The following is a 24235-nucleotide window of genomic DNA, read 5'->3' as shown; positions in this document are numbered from 1 at the left end:
AACATCAAAAAGCGAATGCATTCAATGACTTGGAGGTTGGCATACGTCCTGCTTTATCGCAGTGACGCCACCGAGCCAGCCGACCATGATTCGCGATACCTCCGCCCAGGACCAGGTTCTCCGTACACCCGCCCAGAGCGCGCCCTGGCGCCGCTGGCTATGGCCCGGCATCGCGGTGGTCGCGGTGTTGGCCGGCATCGGCTGGGCGGTCACCGCGTGGAGCGCCGGCAGCCGCTCGTTCGATGCCAGCCGGGTTCGGATCGCCACGGTCAGCCAGGGCGACCTGGTGCGCGACATCGCCGCCGACGGGCGCGTCATCGCCGCCAACAGCCCCGTGCTGTATGCCATCTCGGCCGGCACGGTGACGCTGAGCGTGGTGGCCGGCGACGTGGTCAAGCAGGGCCAGGAGCTGGCCCGCATCGACAGCCCGGAGCTGCGCAGCAAGCTGGCGCAGGAGCAGGCCACGCTGGCCGGGCTGGAAGCCGAGTCCAGCCGCGCCGCCCTGGATGCCACCCTGGCTCGCGCCACGGCCAGCAAGCTCACTGACCAGGCCAAGATCGACAAGCAGGCCGCCGCGCGCGACCTGGAGCGCTACCAGCGCGGCTACGATGGCGGCGCGGTGCCGCAGGTGGAGCTGGCCAAGGCGCAGGACACCTTGAAGAAGACCGACATCGACCTGCAGCACGCCCAGCGGGATGCGTCGCTGAAGAGCCAGGGTGCAGACCTGGATTTGCGCAACAAGCGCCTGCTCGCCGACCGCCAGCGCGCGGTGGTGGCCGAGGTGCAGCGCCAGGTCGATGCGCTCACGCTGCTGTCGCCGTTCGATGGCCAGGTCGGCCAGGTGCAGGCGGTGCAGCACACCCAGGTCGCGGCGAACGCGCCGATCCTGGGTGTGGTGGACCTGTCCAAGTTCGAAGTGGAGATCAAGGTGCCGGAAAGTTTTGCGCGCGATCTGGCGATCGGCATGCCGGCGCAGCTCACCAGCGGCAGCGGCGAGCCGTTCCCGGGCGCGATCTCGGCGGTGTCGCCGGAAGTGGTCAATGGCGAAGTCACCGCGCGCATCCGCTTTGCCGACAAGCAGCCGCCGGGCCTGCGCCAGAGCCAACGCATGAGCGCACGCGTGGTGATGGACACGCGCCGCAACGTGCTCAAGGTCGAGCGCGGCCCGTTCGTCGAACAATCCGGCGGCAGCTACGCCTATGTGATGGATGGCAACACCGCGGTGCGCCGTCCGGTGCGCATGGGTGTCAGCAGCCTGGGCGAGGTGCAGGTGCTGTCCGGGCTGCAGGTCGGCGACCGCGTGGTGGTCTCCGGTGCAGACAACTTCGGGGATGCACCGCGCGTCACCGTTCACTAAAGGCGGCCAGCAACTGCTGCGCAGCCGTCAGGCTGCTCGCCACGGTTTGTCAGCCACTCTCAATCTCTTTCGCACACACCTTCTTCGTAAAGGAATCGGCAATGCTCAAGATGCAATCGGTCTCCAAGGTCTTCCGCACCGAACAGGTGGAAACGCACGCGCTGCGCTCGCTGGACCTGCATGTGCGCGAAGGCGAATTCGTTGCGGTCACCGGCCCCTCCGGCTCGGGCAAGACCACCTTCCTCAACCTGGCCGGGCTGCTGGAGACCTTCACCAGCGGGCAGTACCTGCTCGACGGCGAAGACGTCAGCCACCTGTCCGACGACGCGCGTTCGCGCCTGCGCAACCGCAAGATCGGTTTCATCTTCCAGGGCTTCAATCTGATTCCCGATCTCAACCTGTTCGACAACGTCGATGTGCCGCTGCGCTATCGCGGCATGGCCGCGGCCGAGCGCAAGCAGCGCATCGAAGAAGCCTTGACCAAGGTCGGCCTGGGCTCGCGCTTGAAGCACTACCCCACCGAGCTGTCCGGTGGCCAGCAGCAGCGTGCCGCCATCGCGCGTGCGCTGGCCGGCAGCCCGCGCCTGTTGCTGGCCGACGAACCCACCGGCAACCTCGACTCGCAGATGGCACGCGGGGTGATGGAACTGCTGGAAGAGATCAACAGCCAGGGCACCACCATCGTCATGGTCACCCACGACCCGGAACTGGCCGCACGTGCGCAGCGCAACGTGCATATCGTCGACGGCCAGGCCACCGACCTGGAACGCAACCCCGCCCTGATGCGCGCGCGCGACAGCGCCGCCGCCCTGGCCGAGTAAGAGGCACATCCATGTTCGGCTACTACTTCAATCTTGCCTTACGCAGCTTCCGCCGCAACAAGGTGCTCACCGCGCTGATGGTGCTGGCCATCGCGCTCGGCATCGGCGCCAGCATGACCACCCTGACGGTGTTCTACATCCTGTCTGGCGATCCGTTGCCGGGGAAAAGCGGCACGCTGTTTCATCCGCAGCTCGATGCGCGTTCGTTGGGCTACCAAGAAGACGATGCACTGGATCAGTTGACCCGCTTCGATGCCGAGGCGCTGCTACGGGAAAAGCGTGGAGACCGTCAGGTCATGATGACCGCAGGCACCGTTCCGCTGGAGCCGGACAACACCACGTTGCGGCCAATGATGCTGGACGCGCGTTACACGTCCGTTGATTTCTTCCCCATGTTCAATGTGCCCTTCCTTTATGGCGGCCCTTGGACGGTGAATGATGATGGCAGCCGTGCACGGGTGGTGGTGATCTCCGAAGCACTGAACAAGAAGCTCTTCCATGGTGAGGACAGCGTCGGCCGCACGGTGAACGTCAATCGCAACATCATGCGGGTTGTGGGTGTTGTTCGCGAATGGCGGTTGACCCCAGCGTTCTACAACCTGGGTGGCCAGGCCTACGACAAGTCCGAGCAGGTCTTCCTGCCGTTCAGTACCGCAATGGAACTGAAACTCTCAAACAGTGGACAGCGTTCGTGCTGGGGCGAAAGCAGTTCGCCGGAAGATATCAACGCAGCCTGTTCCTGGGTCCAGTACTGGGTGCAACTGGATACGCCACAGAAGGTCACTACGTACCGTCAGTACCTGGAGAACTATTCGGATCAACAGCGACGGGCCGGGCGCTTCGAGCAACCCACGAACGTCCAGCTGCGCAGCGTGATGGAGTGGCTGGACTTCAAGAAGGTCGTTCCCAGCGATGTGCGCCTGCAGACCTGGCTGGCGTTCGGGTTCCTGCTGGTGTGCCTGGTCAATACCGTCGGCCTGTTGCTGGCCAAGTTCATGCGACGCAGTGGAGAGATCGGCGTGCGCCGGGCACTGGGCGCAACCAAGCGCAGCATCTTCGCGCAGTCCCTGGTCGAGGCAGGAACCATCGGTCTGGTCGGCGGCATCCTGGGGCTCGGTCTTGCCGCGTTGGGGCTGTGGGGGGTGCGTCAACAACCCGCTCAATATGCCGACCTGGCAAGGCTGGATCCGGCAATGTTGCTGGCCACGTTTGCCCTCGCGCTGGTGGCCAGCATCATGGCCGGGCTGCTGCCCGCATGGCGCGCATGCACCGTGCCACCGGCCATCCAACTCAAAGCGCAGTGAGCTGACCTCCGAACCGCGCGCCCTCTCGCAGCGTTTCGCCAGCCCCTCTCAAGGAATCGCCCATGGAAATCCGTCCCATTCTGTCCACCCTGCGGCGCCACAAAACGGCGGCTGCCCTGATCGTGCTCGAGGTGGCACTCAGTTGCGCCATCATCTCCAATGCCTTGTTCCTGATCGGCGATCGCCTGGAGCGCACACAACGCCCCAGCGGTCTGGCAGAGAACGAACTGGTGACGCTCAGCATCAGCGGTATCGGGCGCGATGAAGACGCACGCGCACTCACTGAGACAGACCTTGCTGCACTGCGCAGCATTCCCGGCGTCAAATATGCCTCCAGCGTCAGCCAGATTCCTTATGGCGACAATATGTGGGTCAGCGGCCTGAAACTGACGGCTGACCAGAAGAACTCCACGATCAACGTCAACGACTACACCGGGGACAGTCAGACCCTGGATACGATGGGCCTGACGCTGGTACAGGGGCGCCGTTTCACGGAAGGCGAATTCACCTGGTCCGATGACAAGACGGCCAACGTCCCAAGTGCCATTCTGACCAGAAGTGCAGCCGACAAGCTGTTCCCCGGCCAGTCAGCCCTGGGGAAATCGATCTATCGCGGCGACACGCCCATGAAGATCGTCGGCATCGTGGAGCATCTGGCGCGCGTCAACGACTATGGCGGCGCAGCTGTTTACGACGATTCGATGCTGACCCCGATCAAGATGACCTACAAGGACGGCGGCCGCTATCTGCTACGCACCGATCCGGCGCGTCGTGACGAGGTGCTGCGTCAGGCAGTGGCAGCGCTGGAAAAGAACAGCGCAAGCCGCATCATCGAAAAACCGAAGGTGTTCGAGCAGATGCGGCGCAATTTCTATCGACAGGATCGCTCCATGGCCTGGCTGCTGATCACCATGAGCATCGCGCTGCTGATCGTCACCGCGCTGGGCATCGTCGGCCTGGCCAGCTTCTGGGTGCAGCAGCGCACCAAGCAGATCGGCATCCGCCGTGCACTGGGTGCCACACGCGGCCAGATCCTGCGTTACTTCCAGATCGAGAATTTTCTGCTGGCCTCAGTCGGCATCGTGCTCGGCATGTTGCTGGCGTACTCGATCAATGTCTGGCTGATGGCCCGCTACGAATTGCCGCGCCTGCCGGTGCTGTATCTGCCCATCGGCGCACTATTGCTCTGGGCGCTGGGTCAGATCGCCGTGTACTGGCCCGCACGGCGCGCCGCGATGGTGCCGCCGGCGGTGGCCACGCGCAGCGCGTAATGCGCACGCTGCGCGTCAGCGGTCGCTGTCGACCCGCTGACACGCGGTACGCGGTACGCGGTACGCGGTACGCGGTACGCGGTACACGGTACACGGTACACGGTACACGGTACACGGCCATGTTGCGCAGATCTGCGCGATGGCAGCATCGCTACAAGCGACTTTGCCGTCGGCGGCCTGGGCAATGCCGATTCCGTCACCACCGCCCTGTCTACCAAGGCGCCTGTGTCTCAGGCGCCTGCCCCGTGCTGATAGCCAGCGTTGCGCCGGGACCTTCGCTTGAGCTCGGCATCGACGCACGCCCGCTGCCAGCCTCGTCGCACCGATCAGACCATCACGGCATTGCCGGAATCAGCTCCGTCTGGCAAAGGCCTGTCAGTCGCACGCCCTCCCTATTGCTCGCACAGTTCCGCCACGCGCCGAATCCTGTTCTGATAGCCCTTCCCTCCCGCGCCTTTCACCGAGCATCGCGATGCCGCAGATCCTGATCATCGACGACAACACCGCTGTGGCCACTGCGCTGGAGGTGCTGTTCTCGCTGCACGATATCGAGGCGCGGCATGCGCACTCGCCGCAGGCCGGGTTGGCGCTGCTGGACGAGCAGGGGTTCGACCTGGTGATCCAGGACATGAACTTCACCGCCGACACCACCTCCGGCGAGGAAGGCGAAGCGCTGTTCACCCAGATCCGTCAGCGCCACCCGGATTTGCCGGTGATCCTGCTCACCGCCTGGACCCACCTGGGCAGCGCGGTGGGCCTGGTCAAGGCCGGTGCGGCCGACTACATCGCCAAGCCCTGGGACGACACCAAGCTGCTGACCACGGTCAACAACCTGCTGGAGCTGTCCGAAGCGCGCCGCGAGCTGGAACGTCGGCGCGAGCGCGAGCGGCGCGGTCGCGAGCAGCTGACCCAACGTTACGACCTGCGCGGCGCGGTGTTCGCCGACCCCGCCAGCGAACGCGCGATCGCGCTCGCCTGCCAGGTCGCACGCTCGGATCTGCCGGTGCTGATCACCGGCCCCAACGGCAGCGGCAAGGAGAAGATCGCCGAGATCATCCAGGCCAACTCGCCGGCCAAACACGGCCCGTTCATTGCGCTCAATTGCGGCGCATTGCCGGGCGAATTGATCGAAGCCGAGCTGTTCGGCGCCGAAGCCGGCGCGTATACCGGCGCCAACAAGGCGCGCGAAGGCAAGTTCGAAGCCGCCGATGGCGGCACGCTGTTTCTGGACGAAATCGGCAACCTGCCGCTGGCCGGGCAGATGAAGCTGCTGCGCGTGCTGGAAACCGGCCGCTACGAGCGCCTGGGCTCCAACCGCGAACGCCACGCCAAGGTGCGGGTGATCAGCGCCACCAATGCCGACCTGCAGGCCATGATCCGCGATGGCAGCTTCCGCGAAGACCTGTATTACCGCCTCAACACGGTGGAAATCGCGCTGCCCGCCCTGGCCGAACGCCCCGGCGATATCGGGCCGTTGGCCGAGCACTTCCTGGCTGGCGAAAAACCCTTGTCCACGCAGGCGCGTGATGCCTTGCAGCGGCACGCCTGGCCCGGCAACGTGCGCGAGCTGCGCAATGTGCTGCAGCGCGCGTCGCTGCTTGCGCAAGGCGTGCGCATCGAAGCCGGCGATCTGAACCTGCCGCGCGCAGCCGCGTCGCGCCCGGCCGCGCCGGCAACCGGCGAGCCGGATCGCGCCCGTATCGAGCAGGCACTGGCGCGCGCGCAGGGCGTCATCGCCCAGGCCGCTGCCGAGCTGGGGCTGAGCCGGCAGGCGCTGTACCGGCGCATGGACCGCTACGGCATCACTTCGGAATGATTCCCGACATGTGGCAACGTTCCTTCACGTTCTCGCTGTTCCTGCGGCTGTTGCCGGTGCTGGCGCTGGCCGCCGCGCTGCCCTGGTTCATGGCGTACTGGATGGACCGTGGCTGGCAAGTGGCCGCGGTGTCGGTAGTCGTGCTGCTGTCGGCCATGTGGTTCAGCCTCAGCCGCGCCACTGCGCCAATGCGCTCGCTGTTCCGTGCCCTGGCCGGCACCACCAGCAGCTACCGCGATGGCGAATACAACTTCGGCGTGTACTGGCGCGGCAACGACGAGCTGGCGCAGCTGGTGCAGGCGCACGCGGAACTGGGCGAGGTGCTGCGCGCGCAACGGCGCAACCTGGTGCAGCGCGAACTGATGCTCGACACCATGCTGCAGAACACCCCGGTGGCGATGCTGCTGGTGGTGGCCGGTGGCGATGGCGTGCGCCGCATCGGCTTTTCCAACAACGCCGCACGCAAGCTGCTGCACGATGGCCGCAAGCTCGAAGGCCAGCACCTGGACGACGTGCTGGCGCGCATGCCGGGCGAACTGCGCGATGCGCTGGCCCGCGGCGGTGATTGCCTGTTTGCGGTCCGCGAGGACGGCGATGACGAAGACGACGAGCAGATCTATCACCTGTCACGCCGCAGTTTCCATCTCAACGGACGCGGTCACGAACTGCTGCTGATCCGCACCCTGACCACCGAACTGCGGCGCCAGGAAGTGCAGACCTGGAAGAAGGTCATCCGCGTGATCAGCCATGAATTGAACAATTCGCTCGCACCGATCGCCTCGCTGGCGCATTCCGGTGCCGAGTTGCTGCGCCGCGAACGCACCGACCGGCTCGGCACGGTGTTCGAGACCATCGAAGAACGCGCACGTCATCTGGAAGGCTTCATCCGCGGCTACGCCCGCTTTGCCAAGTTGCCGCAGCCACAGTTGCAGACCATCGAATGGGCACCGTTCCTGGAGCGTTTGCGGCAGCAGATTCCGTTTCAGCTGCAGGGCGCACTGAGCGACGTCTCCAGCCGCATCGATGCCGCGCAGATCGAGCAGGCGCTGCTCAACCTGCTCAAGAACGCGCATGAAGCCTGCAGCGAAGCGCAGCCGCCCAACAGCGATGTCGCCGTGCGCGTCACGCGCGTGCCGCAATGGCTGCGGATCGAAGTGCTGGACCGCGGCAACGGCATGAACGAGGCCGTGCTGCATAACGCACTGATGCCGTTCTACTCGACCAAGCGCAATGGCACCGGGCTCGGGCTTGCGCTCACCCGCGAGATCGCCGAAGCGCACGGCGGGCGCATCTCGCTGCATAACCGCGAACACGGCGGGTTGTGCGTCACTTTGCTGCTGCCGGCTGCGGTGGCCGGCTAGTTGCCGCGCACCGTCCCGCGTTCTTGAATCCGCGGTTGTTTCAACGCACCACAGGCATCGTCGGCACCGCTGGTGCGGGTGGCGGCGATCGCGCCGTAATAGCCGGCTCCCACGGTGTTGTCGACGAACTGCCCGCCTTGCGACGGACATTCGCCATCGGGCTTGATCCAGTCCGAAAACGCCGCGTACTTGCCGGCCCGGACGAAACGGTTGGACGCCACGTAGGTGTTGTCGGAGGCATCGCGGGTACGCACGGCATCGCCGTTGACGTCGGTGAAGGTATTGCCTTCGATGCGGTTGCCGGAGGAGTGGCGCGCCAGGTAGACCGCATGCACGAAACCCGAGGTCCGGGTGTCGTTTTCGATCGACACGAAGCGATTGCGTTCGATGCGGTTGTCGCGCGAGTTCTGCAGGCGGATCGCCGCGAACGAATAGGCGGCCTCACTGCTGCTGCCGTGGACCCCGCCGATCCGCTCGAAGGTCATGTTGCGGATGATGTTGCCGCTGTTGCCGTCCGCGCTGCGCTTGCTGCTGCCCAGGTCCATCGCCATCCAGTAATTGCTGACCTTCAACCCGGTGAAGGTCAGCCGGGTGGCAGCATCGCCGCCGCCCTTCAGCGTGAACCAGGTCGCGCCACCGCGACCGTCGAACCACGGTGGCGCGGCAGCGTCGGACGCGGCGATAAAGCGAATGGGCGCCCCGTTGGTGAACGTCCATTGCACCGACTGCCGCAGATACGTGCCTGCAGCGATCACCACGTCCACCGCACCGCTGGGCCGCTGCTCCAACAGCCGCTGCTGGGCGGCCGCCAGACTCCGCAACGCGGTCGTTGCGCTGGTGCCTGCCGCCGCATCGTTGCCGTCCGGCGCCAGATACAGCCGGTAGGTCTGCGCATGGGCCGCAACTGGCAGCATTGCCGCCAATAGCAGCAGCCATGTCACCAGCAACACGCAACGCGGCGTTCGCATCGTGCACCTCCTGAGCCATCGTGACGGGCATAGCCTATGCATGGCATCGCTTTACAGCAGCTGTGCGCGCTGCAGCGACATGCAGCCAGGCCGCAGGCCTGCAGGCAGGCTACTTCTTGGTCGGGCGTTGCCAGCCTTCGACCACGGTCTGACGCGCACGCGTGACGCTGAGCTGCCCGGCAGGCGCATCGCGGGTGATCACCGAGCCTGCGCCAATGGTGGCCATGGCGCCGATCTCGATCGGTGCCACCAGTGCGCTGTTGGAACCGACAAAGGCGCCATCGCCGATGCTGGTCTGCGACTTGTTCACTCCATCGTAGTTGCAGGTGATGGTGCCGGCACCGATGTTGACCTTGCTGCCGATCACCGCATCGCCCAGGTAGGTCAGATGGTTGGCCTTGCTGCCCACGCCCATCGTGACCTTCTTGGTCTCGACAAAGTTGCCGATATGCACGCCATCGGCCAGCACGGTGCCAGGACGCAGCCGCGCGAACGGACCGATCTGCACCGCCCCTTCCGTCACCACGCCTTCCAGATCGCAATGTGCGCGTACCTGCGTACCGGCGCCGAGCGTCACATCGCGCAGGCGCACGAACGGACCGACCACCACGCCATCGCCCAGCGTCACATCGCCTTCCAGGATCACGTCGATATCCAGCTGCACGTCGCTGCCCACCGTCACCTTGCCGCGCTGCTCCACGCGCGCCGGGTCGGCCATGCGCACGCCCTGCAGGCAGAGCGCACGGGCGGCACGCAGCTGCCAGGCGCGCTCCAGCTGCGCCAGTTGCCAGGGGTCGTTGGCGCCTTCCACATCCTGCGCGTCGGCCACATGCACCATGTCGGCCGGGGTGAAATCGGCGGCGGCCCTGGCAAACACGTCGGTGAGATAGAACTCGCCCTGCGCATTCTCGTTGGACAGGCCGGCCAGCCAGCGGCGCAGCGCCGTGGACTCGGCAGTGAGGATGCCGGTGTTGATGGTGCGGATGCGGCGCTGCTCGTCGTTGGCATCCTTCTGCTCGACGATCGCGGCGACCTTGCCCTCGGCATCGCGCAGGATGCGGCCGTAGCCGGTGGGATTGGGCACATCGGCCACCAGCACCGCCATGCGCCCGGGTGCGTGCAGCAGCTGCAGCAGGTCCTGGGACTGGATCAGCGGCACATCGCCGTACAGCACCAGCACCGTGGCCGCATCCGGAATCGCATCCATCGCCTGCTGCACTGCATGCCCGGTGCCCAGTTGCTGACGTTGCTCGGCCCAGTGCAGATCGCCCTGCGCAGCAAACGCCGCCTGCACCTGCTCGCCGCCGTGCCCGTGCACCACATGGATCGCTGCCGGCTGCAGCTGCCGCGCCGTGGCGATCACATGTGCCAGCATCGGCTGGCCCGCCAGCGGCTGCAGCACCTTGGGCAGGGACGAGCGCATGCGCTTGCCCTCGCCCGCGGCCAGGATCACGACGTGCAGGGGCAGAGTCATCGAAGCGTTCCAGAACATGGGAGAGCCAAATTCTAGTCGCTGTCCCCGCAGTGCGTCGTGTCCTGCCTGCAGCATGCGCGACGATGACACTTTTCAAGCGCCGCTGCCGTTAGCATGAGCGCCCTTCCACGATGACCCGGCCTGCATGAGTCTGTTCCGCCAAGGCAGCCAATTCATGATCATTGGCGCCCTGCAGCTGGCGGTGGACTGCGGCATCTTCATCGCCGCCACCGCGGCCGGCATGCCGGCCGTGCCTGCCAATCTGCTCGGGCGGATCAGCGGCGCGGTGCTGGGCTTCTGGCTCAACGGCCGCTACACCTTTGCCCAGGAAGGCGGCGCACGTCTGGGCTGGCCGCGTTTTCGCCGCTTTGCGCTGATGTGGCTGGCGCTGACACTCATCAGCACATGGCTGTTGTCGGCAACGGTGGATCTGGTCGGCCTGCGCCAGGCCTGGCTGGCCAAACCGCTGGTGGAAGGCGGCCTGGCGATCGTGTCGTTTTTCCTGGGCCGGCACGTGGTGTATCGCTGAGCGAGCGTCCCTGAGCCCGGGCAGTGTCGGACCCGGCGCGTATCAGTGGCAGAAATCGCCTAGGCTTCTCACCAGTGCCGCACGATGCAGCGCGTCCAGCTGCCATTGCGCGGCGTAATGGGCCGCCGCACGCGCGGTGCTGGTCGCGCATTGCGGCGCTGCACGTGCCGGCGCGACCTCGGCCAGTGCGTCGAGCAATTGACCTTGCAGTTGATCCAGACGCGTGCGCAGGATCGCCAGATCCGGACGCGCGGTGTCCGGCGCGCGTCCGCGTTCGCGCCAGTGGTACAACAACGCGTATTGCACCGCCTTGTTGGCCTCGATCTGCGCAGCGAAGAAACGCGCCGCATCGTCGGCATCCAGCCCATGCGCAGGCGCCTGCTCGCGTACGCTCTGCAGCACCGCCGCCTCGCGGGTCTGGTCCAGCACCGGCTTGCCGCTGTCCCACTTGCTCAGCGCCACCGCATCGCCGATGGCATTGCGTTGCACGATGCGATCCAGCAGCGGATCCAGCGGCGGCTGGCTGCGGGCCGGCAGCGCGCACCCCAGCATCGCCACGGCCAGCAGGCCGCTCAGCGCATAACTACGAAAGCCATCGATCGTGCGGGTCATCGGGTGTTCCTCGACGTGCGTGAGTGAGAGGCCGCGCCGCCTGCAACCGGCGGCATGGCACAAGGCAGGCAGTGTGCCTGCTGTGCCCAGGCATGGAGGCGGCGCCACGCACGCGCAGCTCCAGAAACGAAAACGCCGACCCTGAGGTCGGCGTTTCCAGTCCACACCGGCGTGCGGCGCTGCGTCGGGTATCACGTTTGCGTGCGCTAGCAAATGCGCGCACGCCCGCGTGCTTAATGCTTGAGATTGCGACGCAGGCGTTCCAGTGCCTGCAGCTGCACGGTCGCCTCGGCGAGCCGACGCTGCGCATCGGCCACATCCACCGTGTCGCCACGGTTGGCCAGCAGACGCTCGGCCTCTTCCTTGACCTTGCGCACGGCAGCTTCGTCGATGTCTTGCGCGCGCACCGCGGTATCGACCAGCACGGTCACCACCTGCGGCTGCACTTCCAAAATGCCACCGGAAATGGCGAAGTCCAGCTGTTCGCCGCTGGCGGTGGTGACCACCACCTTGCCCGGCTTCAGGCGCGTGATCAGCGGTGCGTGCTTGGGCGCGATGCCCAGCTCACCCAACTCGCCGGTGGCCACGACCAGCGTCGCCTCACCGTGAAAGATTTCCTTCTCGGCGCTGACGATGTCGCAACGGATAGTGCTCATGGTGCCTCGCGTTGTGAGGCGGGGATTGGGGATTGGGGATTCGGGATTGGCAATCGCAGCTTTCACTGTGGCCACTCACCTTGTCTCCGCACCCCGCTCACCGCCGTACCAAATCCCGAATCCCGAATGCCAAATCCCGGCTCTTACGCCTTGGCGCTCATCTTGTTGGCTTTCTCGACGGCTTCTTCGATGCTGCCGACCATGTAGAACGCCTGCTCCGGCAGGTGGTCGTACTCGCCGTCGCAGATCGCCTTGAAGCCGCGGATGGTGTCCTTCAGCGAGACGTACTTACCCGGCGAGCCGGTGAACACTTCGGCCACGTGGAAGGGCTGGCTGAAGAAGCGCTCAATCTTGCGTGCGCGCGACACCGACTGCTTGTCTTCTTCGCTCAGCTCGTCCATGCCCAGGATCGCGATGATGTCCTTCAGTTCCTTGTACTTCTGCAAGGTCTGCTGGACGCGCTGGGCGGTGTCGTAATGCTCGGTGCCGATCACCAGCGGGTCCATCTGGCGGCTGGTGGAATCCAGCGGATCCACCGCCGGGTAGATACCCAGCGAAGCGATGTTACGGCTCAGCGTGACGGTGGAGTCCAGGTGGGCGAAGGTGGTCGCCGGCGACGGGTCGGTCAGGTCGTCCGCAGGCACGTACACGGCCTGGATCGAGGTGATCGAACCGCTCTTGGTCGAGGTGATGCGCTCCTGCAACACGCCCATTTCCTCGGCCAGGGTCGGCTGGTAGCCCACTGCCGACGGCATGCGGCCGAGCAGCGCGGACACTTCGGTACCGGCCAGCGTGTAGCGGTAGATGTTGTCCACGAACAGCAGCACGTCCTTGCCCTTGCCGTTCTCGTCCTTTTCGTCGCGGAAGTACTCGGCCATGGTCAGGCCGGTCAGCGCAACGCGCAGACGGTTGCCCGGCGGCTCGTTCATCTGGCCGTACACCATCGCGACCTTGTCCAGCACGTTGGAGTCTTTCATCTCGTGGTAGAAGTCGTTGCCCTCACGGGTACGCTCGCCCACGCCGGCAAACACGGACAGACCCGAGTGCGCCTTGGCGATGTTGTTGATCAGCTCCATCATGTTGACGGTCTTGCCGACGCCGGCGCCGCCGAACAGGCCGACCTTGCCGCCCTTGGCGAACGGGCACATCAGGTCGATGACCTTGATGCCGGTTTCCAGCAGCTCGGTGCTGGAGGACTGGTCTTCATACGACGGCGCAGCGCGATGGATTTCCCAATGGTCCGAAGCCTGCACGTCGCCAGCCTCGTCGATCGGACGACCCAACACGTCCATGATGCGGCCCAGCGTCCCGGCACCGACCGGCACCGAAATCGCGCGCTCGGTATTGGTGGCCAGCAGGTTGCGCTTCAGGCCGTCGGTGGAGCCGAGCGCAATCGTGCGCACCACGCCATCGCCGAGCTGCTGCTGCACTTCCAGGGTGATTTCGGTGCCTTCGACCTTCAACGCGTGATAGACCTTCGGCACTTCATTGCGCTGGAATTCGACGTCGACGACCGCGCCGATGATCTGAACGATCTTGCCCTGACTCATTTTGCTGCTCCGGTTAGCTTTGTTCTGTCCGAGTGGCAAATGCCATCTCGTGGAATTTTGTGATTTGGGATTCGTGATTGGGGATTCGCAAAGGCACAGTTCGCTGCGCTCCTACCAATCCCGAATCCCCAATCCCGGCCGTGCTTATACCGCGGCCGCGCCGCTGACGATTTCCGAAATTTCCTGGGTGATCGCCGCCTGACGCGCCTTGTTGTAGACCAGTTGCAAGGTGCCGATCATCTTGTTGGCGTTGTCGCTGGCGGCCTTCATCGCCACCATGCGCGCAGCATGCTCGGAGGCCACGTTTTCCAGCACGGCCTGATACACCAGCGACTCGATGTAACGCGTCATCACGTGCTCCAGCACGGTCGCGGCATCGGGTTCGTACAGGTAATCCCAATCGTGATGGGCCACCTTGTGCTCGGCGGCCGGCAGCGGCAGCAGCTGATCGAAGCTGGCCTTCTGCGTCATCGTGTTCACGAAGCGGTTGTAGACCAGATACACGCGGTCCACCTTGCCCTCGACGAAGGCATCCAGCATCACCTTGATCACACCGATCGACTGCTCGATCTGCGGACTGTCGCCCAGATGGGTGACGCTGCCGACCATGTTGACCTTGATGCGACGGAAGAACGCCGAAGCCTTCTGGCCGATGGTCACCACGTCGATCTCGGCGCCCTTGTCCTGCCACGGGCGCACTTCGCCCAGCATCCTGCGGAACAAGTTGTTGTTCAGGCCGCCGGCCAGGCCGCGATCGGAAGAGATCACGATGTAACCGACCCGCTTGACCTGCTCGCGCTCGACCAGGAACGGATGCTGGTAGTCGGTGCTGGCCTGCGCCAGATGCCCGATCACCTGCTTCATCGCCTGCGCGTACGGACGCGAGGTCTTCATACGGTCCTGCGCCTTGCGGATCTTGGAGGCCGAGACCATTTCGAGCGCGCGCGTCACCTTGCGGGTGTTCTGCACGCTCTTGATCTTGGTTTTGATTTCGCGTCCGCCTGCCATACTCGCTCGCTTCGATGGTGGGATTCGAGATGGGTGATTCGGGATTGGCCAAAGCCGCCGACGTCACCTCACCCACAAACCCCGAGTACCTGAATCTGGAGATCCGAAGTGGTGATCCTGGGCGTTCAAGCCCTCAGATCACCGCTTCTACGAATCCCGAATGCCCAATCCCGACTCCCGGCGCTGTTACCAGCTGCCCGTGGTCTTGAACTCTTCGATGCCCTTCTTGAAGGCAGCTTCGATGTCGTTGTCCCAGCCGCCGGTGCTGTTGATCTTGGAGACCAGCTCACCCTGGGTGTTGGCGAAGTGCGCGTGCAGGCCTTCTTCGAACGCCAGCAGCTTGTTGACCGGCACTTCGTCGAGGTAGCCCTCGTTGACGGCATAGATCGACAGCGCCTGGTTGGCGATGGACATCGGCGCGTACTGCTTCTGCTTCATCAGCTCGGTGACGCGCTGACCACGCTCGAGCTGCTTGCGGGTGGCTTCGTCCAGGTCCGAGGCGAACTGCGCGAACGCGGCCAGCTCACGGTACTGCGCCAGCGAGATACGGATGCCGCCGGACAGCTTCTTGATGATCTTGGTCTGGGCCGCACCACCGACGCGCGACACCGAGATACCGGCGTTCACGGCCGGGCGGATGCCGGCGTTGAACAGGTCGGTTTCCAGGAAGATCTGGCCGTCGGTGATCGAGATCACGTTGGTCGGCACGAACGCGGACACGTCGCCGGCCTGCGTTTCGATGATCGGCAGCGCGGTCAGCGAACCGGTCTTGCCGGTCACCGCACCGTTGGTGAACTTCTCCACGTACTCCTCGGACACGCGCGCAGCGCGCTCGAGCAGGCGGGAGTGCAGATAGAACACGTCGCCCGGATAGGCTTCGCGGCCCGGCGGTCGCTTGAGCAGCAGCGAGATCTGGCGGTAGGCCACGGCCTGCTTGGACAGATCGTCGTACACGATCAGCGCGTCTTCGCCGCGGTCCATGAAGTACTCGCCCATGGTGCAGCCGGCATACGGGCTGATGTACTGCATCGCGGCCGATTCGGACGCGGTCGCAGCCACCACCACGGTGTGCGCCAGCGCGCCGTTCTCTTCGAGCTTGCGCACGATGTTGGCAACGGTCGAGGCCTTCTGGCCGATCGCCACGTACACGCACTTGATGCCGGTGCCCTTCTGGTTGATCACCGCATCGATCGCCAGCGCGGTCTTGCCGGTCTGGCGGTCACCGATGACCAGCTCGCGCTGGCCGCGGCCGATCGGGATCATCGCATCGACCGACTTGTAGCCGGTCTGCACCGGCTGGTCGACCGACTTGCGCCAGATCACGCCGGGCGCAACGCGCTCCACCGGTGCGGTCTGGGTGGCGCCCAGCGGGCCCTTGCCGTCGATCGGCTCGCCCAGCGCGTTGACCACGCGACCGAGCAGTTCCGGACCGACCGGCACTTCCAGGATGCGGCCGGTGGTCTTGGCCACGTCGCCTTCGCGCAGGTTCTCGTAATCGCCCAGCACCACGGCGCCGACCGAATCGCGCTCCAGGTTCAGTGCGAGCGCGAAGGTGTTGTTCGGCAGTTCGATCATTTCGCCCTGCATCACGTCGGCCAGGCCGAAGATGCGCACGATGCCGTCGGACACGCTGGTCACGGAGCCTTCGTTGCGCGACTCTGCGGACAGCTTGACCGCCTCGATGCGGGTCTTGATCAGGTCGCTGATTTCGGAGGGGTTGAGCGTGGTTGCCATCGTTCAGTCCTAGGTGCCGGCCGCGAGGGCCATGCGTTTATGTGAATTCAGTGGGCGAGCGAGCTTTGCAGACGCGCAAGCTTGCCCTTCAGCGAGCCGTCGATGACCACGTCGCCGGTGTCGATCACCGCGCCGCCGATCAACGAAGCATCCACCGCGGTGGTGATGTCCACCTCGCGGCCGAAACGCTTCTTCAGCGCAGCAGCGATCGTGTCCAGTTCCGCCTGGCTCATTGCAGCCGCCGAGGTCACCGTCGCCTTGACGACGTGTTCGGCTTCGGCCCGCAGTTGTTCGTACAGTCCTGCCACTTCCGGCAGCAGCGACAGCCGCTGCGCGTCGGCCAGCAGGCCGAGGAAACGCAGATAGTCTTCGCTCGCCTGCGGCGGCGCCAGCAACGTCACTGCCTGATCCTGGCCCAGGGCCGGGTTGAGCAGCAGCGCGGCCACGCGCGGGTCGCCGGCCACCTGCGCCGAAAACGCCAGCGCATCGGACCAGGGCGCGAAGTTGCCGCCCTCACGCGCGATCGCAAACGCGGCGCGGCCGTACGGACGGGCAAGTGTGAGGGCCTGACTCATCGATTAAATCTCCGCCGCCAGCTCGTCGAGCAGCGCCTTGTGGGCGTTGGCATCGATTTCGCGCTTGAGCAGCTTTTCGGCACCGCTGACGGCCAGCACGGACACCTGCTTGCGCAGTTCCTCGCGGGCACGCGTGGCGGACGCGTCGATCTCGGTCTGCGCCAGATCCTTCTGACGGTTGGCTTCGGCAATTGCCTCGTGCTTGGCCGCTTCGATGATCTGGTTGGCGCGCGCATGGGCCTGATCGATGATCTCGTTGGCCTTGGTGCGTGCGTCCTTCAGTGCTTCGTTGACCTTTTCCTGCGCCTGCGCCAGATCCTTCTGACTGCGATCGGCCGCAGCCAGACCTTCAGCGATCTTTTGCTGACGCTCTTCGATCGCCTGCAGCAGCGGCGGCCAGATCTTGGTCGCGACGATCCAGATCAGACCGGCGAAGGCCAGCGCCTGGGCAAAGATGGTAAGGGTGATATCCATGGGTCGCTCAATCGCTGTTTAGGGGTGAAAGCGCCACCGCATGGCGACGCTTTCCGACCTTCATCCGCGGACGCAACCGCGCACGGCTGCCTCCACATCCTGCTACCGCTGGATCAGCCGGCAGCCTGCGACAGACGCTCGATGAACACCTGGGCCAGCGGGTTGGCGAAGGCGAACAGCAGGCCAACGGCGACGCTGATGATGAACGCGGCGTCGATCAGGCCGGCGGTGATGAACATGCGGACCTGCAGCACCGGGATCAGCTCCGGCTGGCGCGCAGCCGATTCCAGGAACTTGCCAGCCATGATGGCCAGACCGAGGCCGGCACCCAGCGCGGCCAGGCCGATCATGATGCCGACGGCGAGGACGGTGGAGCTCTGGACTTGAGCGAGGTTGGTCAGGACGGCGAGGTACATGGTGATCTCCGAACGAAAGTTTCTAAGGGTGATGGATGAATCGGGATGAAGCGTATGAAGGGTGCAGCGAAACTCAGTGACTGTCTTCGGCAAGGCTCAGATACACGATCGACAGCATCATGAAAATGAAGGCCTGCAGCGGAATCACCAACAGGTGGAACAGCATCCAGCCGAGGCCGAATACGCCGCCAGCGACCATGCCGGCGATGCCCGCACCGCCCAGCACCCAGATCAGCAGGAAGACGATCTCGCCGCCGAACATGTTGCCGAACAGTCGCATCGCCAGCGAAATCGGCTTGCTCAGCCACTCGACGATGTTCAAAAGCAGGTTGAACGGCATCATCCACTTGCCGAACGGCGCCGTCAGGAATTCCTTGGTCATGCCGCCCACGCCCTTGGAGCGCAGCGAGAAGACGATCATCAGGAAGAACACGCTGATCGACATGCCCAGGGTGGCATTGACGTCGGCGGTGGGCACCGGCTTCCAGGCGTGGATACCGGCCCAGCCCAGCGGGATGGCGATGAAATCGGCCGGGATCATCTTGATGAGGTTCATCAACAGGATCCAGAAGAAGATGGTAATCGCGATCGGCGTCACCAGCTTGCTGCTGCCGTGATAGGTGTCCTTGGCCTGACGGTCGACAAACTCGAGGCAGATTTCGACAAACGCCTGCCACTTGCCCGGCACGCCGGCGGTGGCATTGCGGGTCGCCGTCCAGAACGCGAAGACCATCACCAGGCCCATCAGCACCGCCATGACCAGGGTGTCGACGTGGATGGTCCAAAACGTGCCGCCACCCTCGCGAACCGGATAGATCAGGTTCTGCAAGTGATGCTGGATATAGGAGGTAGGTGTTGCTGCCTCGCCCGCCATGTGTCCGGAGCCCTTTAAGTTCGAATCAACGCCTGGCCAGAGCCAGAACCTGAAAAATCAGCCCGATGGCGATACCCGCCAGCAAGGCCAGAGGAGGCAGCCGCCACAGGCCGAAGCCAAGCGCCAGCGCCACGAAAACCAACACCCACTTCAACACCATCGCCAGGATCAGCCGGACCATGGCAATGCCGGCTGCCTGGATACCGCCACCTAGCGCGGTACGTGCTGCCACCCAACCGCCCAGCACCGTCGCAAACCCGGTCAATGCCAGACCGGCAGAGTAACGGGGACCGACCAACAGCAACCCCAGACTGGTTATAGCTACAGCGGCAAGCGGATATACCGCAGCGCGCAGCATCAACCGCCGACCCGCGTCAACGGAGTTCAGCACTACGGTTACCTTACGTGTGAATGAGTGGGAAGCGCAGATGCGCCTCGTCGAGCCGCGAAAGTATAGCAATGGGACAAATTGCGAGACAACCGGCAGAGGTCATCCGTTGCTGCGTCGCACCATACAGGGTTGCCGCGGCGGGTGGGAACTTTGCCACAAACCGGCGGTCATAACCCGCGAGGCCTGCACATCCTCGTCGAAAGGTCCCGCCGCAGGTCGCGTATGGGAGCCCCGGAGCATCGGGGCTCCTGCTTTTTACGCATTTTGTCGCACCCTGCGACCTTCCCGTTGGCGGTCCAATCGGTGCCATGGCGGCTTGACCCATGCCGTGGCGTTTCGCGCCTGGCGCCCGGATTGCGCAACGTACGACTAAAGTCTGACCCCTGCAGCAGCGGACCGTTTTGTCCGATTGCTATCTCAGCCTTCACAGCAATGCGACAGCTCCTTCACTTATGGAAGACGCCGTCTTATCGAAGATGCGCCGCACAGGCCGAAACGCCTGACCATTCCAAGAATTCGGAGCTCCCCATGAAACACCTTCTCGCACTGGCCATCCCGTGCGTATTGGCTGCCGCCTACGCCGCGCCGGCGCACGCCGAAGATACCGATGACCGCTTCCAGCTCCGTCTGGGTGCGATGAACGTCGACAACGACAACACCATCCGTGGCAACACGCTGGTGGCAGGCAACAATGTGTCGGTCAACGAAGACTTCAAGCTCGGCGGCAAGGAATGGGAGCCGCGCGTCGACGGCGTGTTCCGCATCAGCACCCGCCAGCGCCTGATCTTCGATTACTTCAAGTACGACAAGGATCGCCGCGAGACCCTGACCCAGGACATCAGCGGCGGTGGCGTCACCGTGCCGACCGGCAGCTTCATCAAGGGCGAGCTGAAGTATCAGGTTGCCACCCTGGTGTATGACTACTCGGTGATCGACTCGCCGGAATTCAGCCTGGGCCTGCAGATCGGCGCCGAATACGCCAAGGTCGAAGCCAACGCGTACGCCGACCTGGGCAGCGTCTTCAGCGGCGATGTGCTGGACGAAAGCGAAGACGGCGTTGCGCCGGTGGTCGGCATCCGCTTCACCGCGCGCCCGAGCGAGCATTGGCTGTTCAACGTGCAGGGCCAGTACCTCAACACCAGCTGGGGCGACTTTGGCGATTACGACGGCGACCTGAGCCGCGCCAACGCGATTGCCGAATACCGCTTCACCAAGAACTTCGGCATCTTCGCCGGCTATGACTGGTTCAAGCTCGACGTCGACCAGCGCGGCAGCGATGGCCTGATCGGTCTGAAGCAGGAGTTCAAGGGCCCGGTTGCGGGCGTGACGTTCGCGTTCTGATCTGCTTCGCAGCCTTGTGATTGATGACGCCCCGCCTCGTGCGGGGCGTTGTCGTTTTGGCCGTAAAAATACGGCTTGAGCGTACGCGCGCTATCTGCGGCAGCACGCGCATGACTGCAGGCGCGCACGGTGGATCGGCTGCATAAGCTGCTGCGCAGGCCGGTTACGCGAGGTCGCGATGCGTCGTTCAACGCAGCTGCGCGCCGCCTCAATCGAGCACGCGCTCGCCGCCCTTGATCACACTGTCCACCTGCATCAACACGTTGACGTCCTGCAGCGGGTCGCCGTTCACCGCGATCAGATCCGCATAGCGGCCTGGGGCGATCGCACCGACATCGGCAGTGCGCCCCAGGGCCTCGGCCGCTTCGGTCGTCGCGGCACGGATCGCTTCCAGCGGAGTCATGCCCCACTCCACCATCTTGGCGAACTGGCGTGCGTTGTCGCCGTTGGGATAGACACCGCCATCGCTGCCGAACACCAACTTGACCCCGGCCGCGTGCGCGGCGCGAAAGGTTTCGCGCTGCTTGCGCCCGATCTGGCGTTCCTTTTCCAGCGACTCGGCGAACAGGCCGTTCTTTTCGCCTTCGGCCAGGATGTAGTCGTCGTTGTAGATGTCCATCGAAAACCAGGTGCCGTGTGCCTTGGCCAGCTTGAAGGATTCGGCGTCGGCCAGGCTGGCGTGCTCGATGGTGTCGGCACCGGCACGGATCGCATCGTTGATGCCGGAGGTGCCGTGCGCATGCACGGCGACCTTCAATCCCAGCCGATGCGCTTCGTCGACCAGCGCGCGCATTTCTTCCAGGCTGTACTGCTGCCCGCCGACGCTGTCGGTCTTGGACAGCACGCCGCCGGTGCCGCAGAACTTGATCACCTCTGCGCCGTACTTGCGCAGCGTGCGCACCGCGGCGCGGATCGCGTCCGGACCATCGGCAACGCCGGGGCCGCTGACGCGTACCGACGGCGGAAATTCGGTGGCATCGCAATGACCGCCGGTCGCGCCGATGCCGTAAGTGGCCGGTACGATGCGCGGGCCGGGCACGGTGCCGTGCTCGATCGCCTGCTTGAGCGCGACGTCGTCGTAATTGAGCGAGCCGACATTGCGCACCGTGGTAAAGCCTGCGCGCAGCGTCCTGGCCGCATTGGCCACCCCGACCACGGTCCAGAAGTTATCGGTGTACTCCAGGCCCTTGTAGCCCCCCCCAGCGTGGGATCCACGGTGAGATGCACATGCATGTCGATCAAGCCCGGCAGCAAGGTGCGCTCGCCCAACTCGATGCGCTGCGCCTGTGCCGGCAGCGGGTCGCCTTGCCGGCCGACGCGGGTGACACGGCCAGCGACCACCTCGATCTGCGGCCGCTCCAGATAGCGACCGGCCTGCACATCCAGCAAGCGCGCAGCAGTGATGACGGTGGTCTGTGCGTGCGCGCCCAGCGACGCGCACAGGCAGCCAGCAGCGGCAAGCAGCACCGGCAAACGCATCTTCAACATCGTGGTCATCCCTGAGTCGCGAACGGCATGTCCGCTCACCGATGGTGCAAGCGTGGTGGGGGCTGCGCAAGCGGCGGCGGCGCAGCGCTGCCGTTCAAACCAGCGTGCTGCCACGCATGGCCTCACCAGCCCCTTTACCGCACGCTGCATGCAGCAGCGCGTTTCGCCCAGTGCGTTGCCGGTTACGTGCAGCGTCTTGAAGCGGCTATGCGACCGAAGCAAGTCATCACCAGACAGATGCGAACGACGCGCGGCAGTCGCTCGTATGCCTGCCATAGCCCGCTCACAGCAGCGCTCGCGCACAGTGGTGCCCGAAACGACAACGCCCCGCGCGGGGCGGGGCGTTGTCGCTAGCAAGTGCTGACGTGCGCTTACTTCTTCTTCGGGATGTACAGGTCGGTGATGGTGCCGTCGTAGACCTCGGCGGCCATACCGACCGATTCGCTCAGGGTCGGATGCGCGTGGATGGTGTGGCCGATGTCTTCGGCCTCGGCGCCCATCTCGATCGCCAGGCCGATCTCGGCCAGCAGATCACCGGCATGCACGCCGACGATGGCACCACCGATCACGCGATGGGTTTCTTCGTCGAAGATCAGCTTGGTGAAGCCTTCGGTGCGGCCGATGCCGATCGCGCGGCCACTGGCGGCCCACGGGAACTTGGCCACGCCGACCTTCAGGCCCTTGGCCTTGGCCTCGGTCTCGGTCACGCCGACCCAGGCGATTTCCGGGTTGGTGTAGGCGACCGACGGAATCACCCGCGCCACCCATTCCTTCTTCTCGCCGGCAGCCACTTCGGCGGCCAGCTTGCCCTCGTGGGTGGCCTTGTGCGCCAGCATCGGGTTACCGACGATGTCGCCGATGGCGAAGATGTGCGGCACGTTGGTGCGCATCTGCCGATCGACCGGAATGAAGCCGCGCTCGGTGATGGTGACGCCGGCCTTGTCGGCACCGATCTTCTTGCCGTTGGGCGTGCGGCCAACCGCCACCAGCACGCGGTCGTAGGCGGTGGCCTGCAGACCCGGCTTCTCGCCCTCGGTGGCCGCTTCGAACGACACCGTGATGCCGCTGGCGTCGGCCTTGACGTCGGTGGCCTTGGTCTTGAGATGGACTTCCACGCCCTGCTTCTTCAGGCGATCGGCCAGCGGCTTGACCAGGTCCTTGTCGGCGCCCGGCATCAGCTGGTCCATGAACTCGACCACGGTGACCTTGCTGCCGAGCGCGCTGTACACCGTGGCCATTTCCAGGCCGATGATGCCGCCGCCAACCACCAGCAGGGTCTTGGGAATGTCGTGCAGTTCCAGCGCGTCGGTGGAGTCCATCACGCGCTTGTCGTCCCACGGGAAGTTCGGCAGCTTCACCGCCTGCGAACCGGCGGCGATGATGCAGTGCTCGAAGCGCAGCAGCTGGGTCTTGCCGTCGTCGCCGACGATCTCCAGCTCGTTGGGCGACACGAACGATGCCACGCCGGTGACGGTGCGCACCTTGCGCTGCTTGGCCATGCTGGCCAGGCCGCCGGTGAGCTTGCCGACCACCTTTTCCTTGTACTCGCGCAGCTTGTCCAGGGTGATCCTGGGCTGGCCGAAGTCCACGCCGAAATCGCCGGCGTGCGCCACTTCGTCGATCACCGCGGCGGCATGCAGCAGCGCCTTGGACGGGATGCAGCCGACATTGAGGCAGACCCCGCCCAGGCTGGCGTAGCGCTCGATCAGCACCGTATCCAGGCCCAGGTCGGCGGCGCGGAATGCGGCGGTGTAGCCGCCAGGGCCGGCGCCGAGCACCACCATCTTGCATTCGATATCGGCCGGCTTGCCGCTGGCCAGCGCCGGCTTGGACGGCGCCGGTTCGGCCGGCGCGCGATGCGACGGCGTTACCGGCGGCTTGCTGCCGGGCGCGGCGGCAGGCGCCGCAGCCGCCGGTGCGGGCTTGCTGTCAGCCTTGGCGGGCGCAGCCGGTGCGGCGGCCTCGCCTTCGGCTTCCAGCAGCAGCACCAGCGCACCTTCGGACAGGCTGTCACCCACCTTGACCTTGAGCTCCTTGACCACACCGGCGGCCGAGGACGGCACTTCCAGCGTGGCCTTATCCGACTCCAGCGTCACCAGGCCCTGATCCTTGACCACGCTGTCGCCGACGGCGACCAGCACTTCGATGACGGGGACATCGCTGTAATCGCCGATGTCGGGAACCTTGATTTCAATGACCGCCATTTGCTTCTCCT

Annotated in this window: 23 protein-coding genes; 9 read left to right on the top strand and 14 right to left on the bottom strand. The window is 64.9% G+C overall.

From position 1 onward, the window contains the following. Nucleotides 1-85 precede the first annotated feature (85 nt). The 6 genes from AC1KVE_RS11685 to AC1KVE_RS11660 all read left to right on the top strand — a co-directional run bounded on the left by AC1KVE_RS11685 (nucleotide 86) and on the right by AC1KVE_RS11660 (nucleotide 7930). Entirely contained in the window at nucleotides 86-1357 is a 1272-nt protein-coding gene (locus tag AC1KVE_RS11685; protein WP_481092114.1) for an efflux RND transporter periplasmic adaptor subunit, read from the top strand. Nucleotides 1358-1458: 101 nt separating this feature from the next. After that, nucleotides 1459-2178: an ABC transporter ATP-binding protein gene (locus AC1KVE_RS11680; protein ID WP_481092113.1), complete on the top strand. Its 720-nt coding sequence runs from the start codon at nucleotides 1459-1461 to the stop codon at nucleotides 2176-2178. A gap of 11 nt (nucleotides 2179-2189) precedes the next feature. Then, on the top strand, nucleotides 2190-3482 hold the full coding sequence (locus AC1KVE_RS11675; protein ID WP_481092112.1) for an ABC transporter permease: 1293 nt from the start codon (nucleotides 2190-2192) through the stop codon (nucleotides 3480-3482). 62 nt (nucleotides 3483-3544) lie between these two features. Further along, nucleotides 3545-4753 carry an ABC transporter permease gene (locus AC1KVE_RS11670; RefSeq protein WP_047129375.1) on the top strand — a complete coding sequence of 403 codons (1209 nt, stop codon included), beginning with the start codon at nucleotides 3545-3547 and terminating at the stop codon, nucleotides 4751-4753. Nucleotides 4754-5225: 472 nt separating this feature from the next. Then, nucleotides 5226-6569, top strand: a complete 1344-nt coding sequence (locus tag AC1KVE_RS11665) for a sigma-54-dependent transcriptional regulator (protein ID WP_053054038.1) — start codon at nucleotides 5226-5228, stop codon at nucleotides 6567-6569. A gap of 8 nt (nucleotides 6570-6577) precedes the next feature. After that, nucleotides 6578-7930 (top strand): sensor histidine kinase, encoded by a 1353-nt coding sequence (locus tag AC1KVE_RS11660; RefSeq protein ID WP_349778355.1) that lies wholly within the window; start codon nucleotides 6578-6580, stop codon nucleotides 7928-7930. On the opposite strand, the gene AC1KVE_RS11655 is transcribed toward AC1KVE_RS11660, so the two are convergent. After that, nucleotides 7927-8898, bottom strand: a complete 972-nt coding sequence (locus AC1KVE_RS11655; protein ID WP_481092111.1) for a right-handed parallel beta-helix repeat-containing protein — start codon at nucleotides 8896-8898, stop codon at nucleotides 7927-7929. The genes AC1KVE_RS11660 and AC1KVE_RS11655 overlap by 4 nt on opposite strands. 109 nt (nucleotides 8899-9007) lie before the next feature. After that, on the bottom strand, nucleotides 9008-10372 hold the full coding sequence (gene glmU, locus AC1KVE_RS11650; protein ID WP_481092110.1) for a bifunctional UDP-N-acetylglucosamine diphosphorylase/glucosamine-1-phosphate N-acetyltransferase GlmU: 1365 nt from the start codon (nucleotides 10370-10372) through the stop codon (nucleotides 9008-9010). A gap of 145 nt (nucleotides 10373-10517) precedes the next feature. Here glmU and AC1KVE_RS11645 point away from each other — a divergent pair, with 145 nt between their 5' ends. Further along, nucleotides 10518-10901, top strand: a complete 384-nt coding sequence (locus tag AC1KVE_RS11645) for a GtrA family protein (protein ID WP_016901007.1) — start codon at nucleotides 10518-10520, stop codon at nucleotides 10899-10901. Between the two features lie 42 nt (nucleotides 10902-10943). Here AC1KVE_RS11645 and AC1KVE_RS11640 read toward each other — a convergent pair whose 3' ends face one another. From AC1KVE_RS11640 to AC1KVE_RS11595, 10 genes are all read right to left on the bottom strand, one after another. Further along, nucleotides 10944-11513 (bottom strand): chorismate mutase, encoded by a 570-nt coding sequence (locus tag AC1KVE_RS11640; RefSeq protein WP_481092109.1) that lies wholly within the window; start codon nucleotides 11511-11513, stop codon nucleotides 10944-10946. A 233-nt stretch (nucleotides 11514-11746) separates the two neighbouring features. After that, nucleotides 11747-12169 (bottom strand): F0F1 ATP synthase subunit epsilon, encoded by a 423-nt coding sequence (locus tag AC1KVE_RS11635; RefSeq protein ID WP_024938404.1) that lies wholly within the window; start codon nucleotides 12167-12169, stop codon nucleotides 11747-11749. A 143-nt stretch (nucleotides 12170-12312) separates the two neighbouring features. Beyond that, nucleotides 12313-13719, bottom strand: a complete 1407-nt coding sequence (atpD, locus tag AC1KVE_RS11630; RefSeq protein WP_016901010.1) for a F0F1 ATP synthase subunit beta — start codon at nucleotides 13717-13719, stop codon at nucleotides 12313-12315. A gap of 144 nt (nucleotides 13720-13863) precedes the next feature. Then, the gene (gene atpG, locus AC1KVE_RS11625; protein WP_481092108.1) at nucleotides 13864-14727 is read right to left on the bottom strand and encodes a F0F1 ATP synthase subunit gamma; all 864 of its coding nucleotides are present in this window, start codon (nucleotides 14725-14727) and stop codon (nucleotides 13864-13866) included. Nucleotides 14728-14913: 186 nt separating this feature from the next. After that, the gene (gene atpA / locus AC1KVE_RS11620; RefSeq protein ID WP_039525261.1) at nucleotides 14914-16461 is read right to left on the bottom strand and encodes a F0F1 ATP synthase subunit alpha; all 1548 of its coding nucleotides are present in this window, start codon (nucleotides 16459-16461) and stop codon (nucleotides 14914-14916) included. A gap of 47 nt (nucleotides 16462-16508) precedes the next feature. Next, entirely contained in the window at nucleotides 16509-17036 is a 528-nt protein-coding gene (locus AC1KVE_RS11615; protein ID WP_016901013.1) for a F0F1 ATP synthase subunit delta, read from the bottom strand. Nucleotides 17037-17039: 3 nt separating this feature from the next. Then, complete coding sequence (locus AC1KVE_RS11610) at nucleotides 17040-17510, bottom strand: F0F1 ATP synthase subunit B (RefSeq protein ID WP_016901014.1); 471 nt, start codon at nucleotides 17508-17510, stop codon at nucleotides 17040-17042. Nucleotides 17511-17623: 113 nt separating this feature from the next. After that, nucleotides 17624-17926 carry a F0F1 ATP synthase subunit C gene (gene atpE / locus AC1KVE_RS11605; protein WP_002814105.1) on the bottom strand — a complete coding sequence of 101 codons (303 nt, stop codon included), beginning with the start codon at nucleotides 17924-17926 and terminating at the stop codon, nucleotides 17624-17626. A gap of 73 nt (nucleotides 17927-17999) precedes the next feature. Next, entirely contained in the window at nucleotides 18000-18800 is an 801-nt protein-coding gene (gene atpB / locus AC1KVE_RS11600; protein WP_016901015.1) for a F0F1 ATP synthase subunit A, read from the bottom strand. Nucleotides 18801-18825: 25 nt separating this feature from the next. After that, nucleotides 18826-19191, bottom strand: a complete 366-nt coding sequence (locus AC1KVE_RS11595; RefSeq protein WP_016901016.1) for a hypothetical protein — start codon at nucleotides 19189-19191, stop codon at nucleotides 18826-18828. 528 nt (nucleotides 19192-19719) lie between these two features. Here AC1KVE_RS11595 and AC1KVE_RS11590 point away from each other — a divergent pair. Beyond that, nucleotides 19720-20532 (top strand): hypothetical protein, encoded by an 813-nt coding sequence (locus tag AC1KVE_RS11590; protein ID WP_026064024.1) that lies wholly within the window; start codon nucleotides 19720-19722, stop codon nucleotides 20530-20532. A 208-nt stretch (nucleotides 20533-20740) separates the two neighbouring features. Here the strand turns inward: AC1KVE_RS11590 and AC1KVE_RS11585 are convergent, their stop codons facing one another. Beyond that, nucleotides 20741-21688, bottom strand: a complete 948-nt coding sequence (locus AC1KVE_RS11585; protein WP_456363000.1) for a Xaa-Pro dipeptidase — start codon at nucleotides 21686-21688, stop codon at nucleotides 20741-20743. Between the two features lie 71 nt (nucleotides 21689-21759). Between AC1KVE_RS11585 and AC1KVE_RS11580 the strand changes: the two genes are divergently transcribed. Continuing rightward, nucleotides 21760-22035, top strand: a complete 276-nt coding sequence (locus tag AC1KVE_RS11580; RefSeq protein WP_456362999.1) for a hypothetical protein — start codon at nucleotides 21760-21762, stop codon at nucleotides 22033-22035. A 356-nt stretch (nucleotides 22036-22391) separates the two neighbouring features. Here AC1KVE_RS11580 and lpdA read toward each other — a convergent pair whose 3' ends face one another. Next, nucleotides 22392-24224: a dihydrolipoyl dehydrogenase gene (gene lpdA, locus AC1KVE_RS11575; RefSeq protein ID WP_039518769.1), complete on the bottom strand. Its 1833-nt coding sequence runs from the start codon at nucleotides 24222-24224 to the stop codon at nucleotides 22392-22394. Nucleotides 24225-24235: the final 11 nt, after the last annotated feature.

The sequence above is a fragment of the Xanthomonas sp. NCPPB 2864 genome, assembly GCF_056675615.1.
Note: the sequence above shows the minus strand (reverse complement) of the source record. Positions and strands in the feature narration are given on the sequence as shown.